This is a genomic window from Prosthecobacter fluviatilis, from assembly GCF_055388355.1.
This window is the reverse complement of sequence record NZ_AP043782.1, coordinates 2,247,485-2,255,303: the sequence shown is the minus strand read 5'-3', so window position 1 is coordinate 2,255,303 and position 7,819 is coordinate 2,247,485. Positions and strand designations below refer to the sequence as shown.

The window sequence follows — 7,819 nt, the reverse complement described above, 5'->3', positions numbered from 1 at the left end:
GCTAGGACCGCCTACGGCCTGCCGGTAAACTGACCGGCAGAGCCGTTGTGTTTACATGATAAATACCTTGTCAGTTTGATGCGATTTTAATATTATCGCCTCATAAATCAGAAATTTATCAGGAGCTAATCATGAATGCCTCAACATTTGTCGCGAAGTGGAACAAGCGCAGAAAGGCCATGGCCTTGGTCATGGTGGTCACCACCGTCGCTTTGATGTCCATGCTGGTCGTCGCCATTTTTTCGGTCACCCGCACTGAATACAAAGCCAGCCAGAGCTACGTGGCGTCCCGCAATGCCAAGCAACTGGCAGATCTGGCCGTTACCTTCACTGAGGTGCAGCTGCAAAATGCCCAGAATACCGCCACGGGCTCATTCAGCCGCACCATCCATGCCACCCAGCCGGGCATGGCACGTGTTTACCAGGCCAACGGTGACTTTGTCCGCGCCCACAAGCTCTATTCGAGTTCGCAGATGGTGATCACCAGCTCCAACGAGGCGGACATTTTCAACAGCAGCAATCAAGTCCCGAGCGACTGGGGCTCATCCCAGAACGCGGCGCGGTATGTGGACCTCAACGAACCCGTCGTTCGTCCCGGGCTCGCCACCGGAACCATGGCCCTTTATTTCCCGATCATTGACCCACGGGCGGCCTACAATGGGACCGACCCGACCAGCGGGCGCACCATGGTGGCCGTGGAAGGCTTCAACTACACCAAAGTGACGCCGGCGATCACCGGCGCGGGTGGCACGGTGACCTACAACGAAGTGGTGACGCCTGCAGATGCCGGCAATGACCCCACCAAACTGCGCCTGCCCATGCCTGTGGAGTGGATCTATGTCCTGCGTGACGGCACCACCGGAGCGCTTGATTCCAGCAACAAGTTTATCAGCGCCGACGGCTCCACCACTCCTTCCGCCGCCAACCCGATCATCGGACGCGTGGCATTCTGGACCGATGACGAGTCCTGCAAAGTCAATGTGAACACGGCATCCGAGCCCACCTTTTTTGCCCCTCCCTACTTCTACCACCAGCGTGACTCCAAGTGGGCCAACTTCCCCGGCACCGCAGGCGAGTTCCAGCGCTATCCCGGGCATCCCGCCACAGTGGCTCTGAGCACGGTCCTGGCACCGGGGGTCGATCTGGATGTTTACGCCCCTCGGGCCAACATCACGAACATTACGCAGACCAAGGATGCCATCTACACCCTGATGCCCAAGATTGCCACCGGGGGCTCCTCCTCCGGAACCAAGCCGTTTGTGCTTGATGCGTTTTCCAGCAGCAACGGCGAAGTCGGCACGGCCAGCAGTGGCGACACCGTCCAGGCAAGAAAAGAGCGCCTCTTTGCCACCGTGGACGAAATGCTCTTTGCAGATGGAGTCAATGATTCCAACTACAACTACAACAGCAACATCGGACGCGTGGCCACCAGCATTCCGCTGCCGGGGCAGGGCTCCCGTTATTTGTTTGACCATGACACATTGGAGCGTTCCCGGTTTTTCCTGACGGCCAACAGCCGCTCCCCGGAGTTCAGCATTCATGGACTGCCCCGCATCTCCATGTGGCCGGTGGCAGACGAAGGGCTCGGGCAGCAGCGCCGCACCAGCTTTGACACCATGATCGCCCTTTGCTCCACGCTGCGTGGCAAGACTGCGGGTGCCGCCGTGGCCAACAGCTACATTTTCCGCCGGGCTCAGCCGCACCATCCCACCCATGACGTGACGGGTTCATCCTCCGACTACGGCGGCTCCACCGGGCTGACGCGCAACAGCACCCTGCTTGACTATCTCTACGCAGAAATGACGACCCTGCAGTTCCCGCAGACGTCCTCGCTGGGCTCCAGCAACAATTTCGGCCAGAAGTACGGCACCGACAACGCCGCCCAGCTGGCCATCCAGTTCTTTGACTACATCCGCTGCACCAACCTGTATGATGGGGTCATGGCTCGTAACAACGACGGCTTGTCGGGCTACAACATGAGCACTAATCCGCCCAGCCCAATTACCGGCACTCCGCTCTATTTGGAGAGGGACAACATCGCCAAATCCCGCTTCACCTACACGGAGCAGCGCATCACCCGCCGTGCTTCGGGCAGCCTCAATGATGGCACCCAGACCCAGATCGGAAGTAACCTCATCACGGCTGATCAGTATGTGTTCCCCGGCCATGGCCAGGTGTCCCCCGCCCGCTGGCAGAAAAATGGCCGCATCGTGCAGGGGATGGGCCGCATGTTCACCATTTCAGAAATCGGCTTCCAGTTCATCTGCACGGCGGACGGAATGAACGACCCTCAGTATGCGGTGAACACCGGTGGTGTGCTGAGCGGCGGTGGCAGTGCTCCCAAGGCGCTCTCGACCCGTGAACCGACCCAGGCTCCCACCAACAACCCTGGCGGCTCTGCAGCCACCTTTCTGACGCCTGCCTTTCCCCCGCGCACTCCGCCGCTGCTGGGCTTTAACCGCTGGTATTCCAATTTCCCGCCGCTCACCGCGCCCTACGGCAATGGCACCTACTATGGCTGCAGTCCCACCGTGGCCAACAGGCACCCCTCGCTTCACCCGGGCTACAATCCGGCCAACTGGAACATGACGCTGGAGCTGAACACTCCGCTGAGCGACGGCTCGGGCGGCAGGCCTGCCGAAAAAAGAGTGCAGGCCATGCTGATGCTGGAATTCTTCTGCCCCATGTCCGGCTGGACCAAGATGTTCCCAGAATGGGCCATCGTGCTGGATGGCAGCTTCATCCGCTCCATCATGCTCCAAGGCGTGAACGGTCCAGTGCCTCTCTTTCCAACGACACAGGACGTGATCATCAAGTCCAACGGCAATGTCTATGAAGCCACGGACTGCTATTCCATGGGCGGGCATGTTGGGCCGACTGCCATCGCTGGAGGTCGTGCGGGGCCCGGCTGGGGTACCACCCTCATGGGCGATGACACCAACCCCTACGTCTCAGGCGGTGCGCGCACCACAGACAGCAGCCGCTACCTCGCCAACCCGGGCCCGAACAACAACGGCCATGATGGGCTGAACAACTGGGGCCTGATCAGCCAGTACGTCACCGTGAACCGCAACCAGCCGATGGTTCTGACGTTTGGCCAGCGCGATCTTGTGATCAAGATTTACGACTCCCACAGCAAAGCTGGCAACAACGGCCAGGAGGCTCAGACCATCAGCATCTCATTTGACGGCGCCACCCTGCCGGTTCCCGCCCTGGTGTATTCGGCCAATGAAAGACGCGTCAACGGCACCCCCTTGTATGAGCCTGCCAACAAGAACGAGATCGACCATTACTTCTACGTGGACTCTTTTGGCCGCGATACCTACCGCCGTTCTCTCCAAGCTCCCCATTGGTGGTGCTTTAACCGCATGGGCTGCCTGAACCGCATGTTCGGCACGGTCAATTCGGCCTACCGCGGAACAGCCAATCCTCCTCTCTACGCTTCGGGACCTTCATTCAACACCACTTTCAACTCGAGTGATGACCAGATCACCACCGGGCGCCTCGACACGGAATCGCGCTTCGCAACATCTGCGGGTGGCACGGCCGTTTTTGACAACGGCACACGCCTGGGAGTGAGCCTCATCCCGCCTGAGGCCACCACCACCAGCGGCGGTGTCACAATCACAGATGTGAACGGCAACCCCTGGTCGGGTTCAGATGTCATTCGCACCTTTGTGCCAGCGGTTGGAGATTACCGCTTGGCTGCCGCACGTTACAATGTACCGAGCACCATGTGGATGCGCCATCCGCTGTGGCAGCAAGTGGACTCCATGCCGGCGCTCACCCAGCCGCGCACCATTCATAGCTTCACCACCCACGTGACCACCACGGAGTCGGGTTGCATCCTTCCTACCGCCGCAACGATGACCAAGTTAACTCCTCTGGGGATTAACATTAACAAGAATCAGCAGCTTGTCGCCGGTGCCCCTTATCGGGACTCATCCATCCCCGACCTGCCGCCGGATACTGGCTGGGCGGCTACGGCCAACGCCTTCGGAGATTTTGACAACGGGATCGCGAACGCACGTGACGGCGCTTATGTGAACAAGCCTGACGAAGGCAACTTCTATGCGGGTAACTACACCCGTAATAACGTTACAAAATTCTACCGCTCGGGTTATTTCTACGAGCCCTGGCACAACAGTGACGACTGGCGCACCGGTGTTTACATGACTCCGAACCGCATTGTGTCCTCTCCGGTCATGTTTGGCTCCCTGCCCACCGGCGTCTGGCCTGGCGGCAATGTCGGCACGAGCGCCCTTTCCGGCGTCTCCTACTCAGAAGGCAAGCCCTGGCAGACCCTGCTGTTCCGCCCGCATGCAAGCTCGAATGCCAACTATGGCAAGGGTGTCACCCCCGGCCACCCTGGCGACAACAATCCGCGTGACCACTACCTGCTGGATCTCTTCTTCATGCCGGTGGTCGAGCCCTATGCCATCAGCGAGCCGCTTTCCATCGCCGGTCGCATCAATCTGAACTACCAGATCGTCCCCTTCACCAACATCACCCGTGCCACGGGCATGCATGCCGTGATGAAAGGGGAGTTCATGACCGCCATCCCGCTGGGAGATGCGGACAACGCCAAAGTGTACTACTCCAGCAGACAAGGTGCCAGCTCGACAGAAGGGCAGGCGGCCTGGTCAGCTTCGGGAGACGTCTTCTGGAATGAAGGCACTCATACCAAGTACTGGCACCGCCCCATTGATGTCACCAAGACCCTGTATCAGTTTGACCAGAAGTTCCAGCATTCAGCCACAGGCTCCAACCATGCTCTGAACCGCTACCGCGGCCTCTTCCGCAGTCCGAGCCAGATCTGTGAAATTCACCTGATCCCGGATGTCAGCCAGGGGGCTTCATCCGGTGGTGAAATCCTCGGCAGTATCGGCAACATCAACGCCAACACCAGCGGCACCAACTTGCAGACTGTCATGGAGCAGTTCTGGCAGAACCACCCCACAACGGGTGACAACACCCGCGAGCGGCCTTACTCCAACATCTACGCCCGTGTCACGACGCGCAGCAACACCTTCCGGGTTCACATGAGGGCGCAGGTGATCACCAAGGCGCGCTCCACCGCTCCGGACACCATGGACCCGACCAAGGACGCCATCTTGGGCGAATACCGTGGCTCTGCCCTGATCGAGCGCTACATCGACCCGACCGATGTGACGAATCCTCTGCCCGACTACGCTGCGACGGCCAATCCTCTGGGAGAAAAGCCCTTGGACACCTTCTACAAGTTCCGCACGCTGGAAAGCAAGCGTTTCAGCCCCTAATCAACCATCAGCCGCCTTTTCAGGTCAGCACTCTTGGCTATGAAACATCCCAACAAATCACGTTCGCAGGCTGGTTTCTCACTGGTCGAAGTCACGCTCGCTGTGGCCATTGCGGCCCTGGCCATCATCACCTTGCTGGGGCTCCTGCCTCAGGGCCTGGAGATGGCGCGCAAGACAGCGCTGATGATCAACGACAGCAACATTCTGGAGCAGGTCACGCATGACATGGAGAATGCCACCTTTGACATGCTGCCGAAGCCAAACCAGAAGGTGAACAAGTACTACAACGACCAGGGGCGCGAGGTCGCGCAGGACGCCACCGATCTCGCCTTCGTGGTGGAGATTGAGCAGCAGTCCGTGGTGGCGCTGCCCAAGGCCGAAAAAACCCAGCCTTACCTGAAGCGCATGGTGATCAAAATCGCCGCGACCAGCTCGCCTAGCTTTGTCTTCGGCACCAACAACACGGGCTCCTATGTGGTCTTCAATCAGTTGATCGCCAAAACCCGCTGATTTTTCCCTGTCATGAATCTTTCCTTCTCCCTTTTTCGCCCGCCCATGGGCCGCCGTCTGCGGCGGGGTGCCGGCCCTGCCTTCACGCTCATTGAGCTGCTCGTGTCTGTGACTTTCCTGGTGATCCTGATGCTCGTCGTCTCACAGGTCATCGGCATCGTGCAGCGCAGCTGGGTGCGTGCCAATTCTCGTGTGTCGCAGTTCCGTGAGGCACGGCAGGCGTTTGACACGCTCACCCGCTCTCTGTCCCAGGCCACGCTGAACAACTACTGGGACAACGAATTCGACACGCTGGGATCGGATGCCGCCGGTCAGACGATCTCTCTGGCCAAGGACTACTTCAGGCAGTCGGAGCTTCAGTTCATCTGCGGTCCTACCAGCAAGGTGGTGCCGGGTGCCGCTGGCAATGCGCAGAACTATCCGGGGCATGCGGTGTTTTTCCAGGCTCCTCTGGGCATCGCAAGCCTGGTGGCCACGCTGTCATCGGGCTCCTCCACCAGCCAGCCCGTCAACACCGAAAACATGGTCAATCTGCTGTGCGGCCGTGGCTACTTTGTGGAATGGGGGACGGATGCGTCCTTCCGCCCGGCCTTCCTGGAGCAGCTGAACAATGCCGTGCCGGTGCGCAGCCGGCTGCGTCTGATGGAATACAGCCCCACCGCTGAGAAGAACCGGATTTATGACACCAGCCTGCGGCCCATCACCGCGCACTCCATGGAATGGTATCAGGATGTGCTCAACAGCGAGGTGCAAAGCTCCCAGGAGACCGCCCAGACGCGTGCCTTCACGCGGCCCATTGCAGAAAACATCATTGCCCTGGTCATCTCTCCGCAGGTCGAGGTCACTGGCAACACGGGTGTGGCCCCTTACATCATCGCTCCGCAGTACATTTATGACTCGACCTTGAAAATCAATCCTGGTGCTTCGCCACTCAATGCGAGCCAGCAGGGGACTCAGCATCTGCTGCCGCCACTGCTCAAGGTCAGCATGATCGCCTTGGACGAACGGTCTGGCGAATTTCTGGCGCGTGAAGAAAACAGCCAGATGAGAGCCCAGCTCCTGACGGCCATCGCAGGCAAGCTGCAAAATGCCGCCAGCCTGAATGAAGAGCTGGACGGCGTTCAGGGAAAGCCCGGCACGCTTGTGCAGCTCCTGCTTGATCAAAAGCTTAACTATCGAGTGTTCAGCACCACCATCGCCCTGAAGCAGGCGCGCTGGAGCTTCTGACGGGATCCTGACTCTCATTTTGCTAATCCATCCGGCTCATATTTCATTCCTATGACATACTTTTCATACACAGAGCGGCAGGCCAGGCGGGCTTTCAGCCTGATTGAGATGCTTGTGGTGATCGCCCTCGTCGCGATGATCCTTGCCTCATCCACGCCCGCCTTGATGCGCACCATGCAGGCCACCCGGCTGGCGTCCACAGGAGACTCCATCATGGGGGCCATCACGGAGGCCAAGCAGCTTTCCTACGCGCAGAATGTCCCGGTTGAGCTGAGGTTCTTCAAATACGCGGACCAGGATTTTCCCGGCTCCACCGTCCAGCTCTTCCGCTCGTATCAGATGTTCAAAATCGTGACGGTTACCCAGGGCGTGGGCTCGAATGCTCAGACGCTGGAGTCCGTGGTGCCTGTCAACACTTTGTCAAAGCTTTCTGACGGGGTCATCATCGCTGCAGGCACGGATCTGTCCCCGCTGCTGAACGGGCAGAACGGTACATCGCTGGATGACGTCAAGCCAAACGCGGCCGGTGGCGTGGGCTATTCCGGGGTGAGCGGTGCCAAGTACAATGCTTTGCGGTTCATGCCGGATGGCTCCTGCCGCAAGGTCAGCGCCCAGCAAAACGGCTTTGCGCAGCTTGAGTACGGAACCCTCCCTAACAGCTTTTTCACCCTGACGTACAACAGCGGCCAGGAGGTGACCACGGGGAACCTGCCCAAAAACTTTTACACCATCCAGGTCGATCCTTTCACCGGCAAGGCCCGCAACTACCGTCCAGGCTTCTAAGTCCCCCTCGGGAATGGGCA

The 7,819-nt window shown here is 59.3% G+C and carries 4 protein-coding genes; all 4 read left to right on the top strand.

Annotated elements, in window-relative coordinates:
• The first annotated feature begins 131 nt into the window (after positions 1–131).
• The 4 genes from vccA to vccD are packed head-to-tail and all read left to right on the top strand — an operon-like array spanning position 132 to position 7,799.
• A complete protein-coding gene (gene vccA, locus ACZ5WW_RS08765; protein WP_377165087.1) occupies positions 132–5,279 on the top strand; it encodes a Verru_Chthon cassette protein A in 5,148 nt (1,715 codons plus the stop codon).
• Between the two features lie 39 nt (positions 5,280–5,318).
• The gene (vccB, locus tag ACZ5WW_RS08760; RefSeq protein WP_377165089.1) at positions 5,319–5,789 is read left to right on the top strand and encodes a Verru_Chthon cassette protein B; all 471 of its coding nucleotides are present in this window, start codon (positions 5,319–5,321) and stop codon (positions 5,787–5,789) included.
• A gap of 12 nt (positions 5,790–5,801) precedes the next feature.
• Positions 5,802–7,016 (top strand): Verru_Chthon cassette protein C, encoded by a 1,215-nt coding sequence (vccC, locus tag ACZ5WW_RS08755; protein WP_377165091.1) that lies wholly within the window; start codon positions 5,802–5,804, stop codon positions 7,014–7,016.
• Positions 7,017–7,067: 51 nt separating this feature from the next.
• Positions 7,068–7,799: a Verru_Chthon cassette protein D gene (gene vccD / locus ACZ5WW_RS08750; protein WP_377165093.1), complete on the top strand. Its 732-nt coding sequence runs from the start codon at positions 7,068–7,070 to the stop codon at positions 7,797–7,799.
• The last annotated feature ends 20 nt before the right edge of the window (positions 7,800–7,819 follow it).

Bases quoted from the DNA above. Each gene is read 5' to 3' on its own strand.
- vccA (WP_377165087.1), top strand. From the start codon at position 132: ATGAATGCCTCAACATTTGTCGCGAAGTGGAACAAGCGCAGAAAGGCC.
- vccB (WP_377165089.1), top strand. From the start codon at position 5,319: ATGAAACATCCCAACAAATCACGTTCGCAGGCTGGTTTCTCACTGGTC.
- vccC (WP_377165091.1), top strand. From the start codon at position 5,802: ATGAATCTTTCCTTCTCCCTTTTTCGCCCGCCCATGGGCCGCCGTCTG.
- vccD (WP_377165093.1), top strand. From the start codon at position 7,068: ATGACATACTTTTCATACACAGAGCGGCAGGCCAGGCGGGCTTTCAGC.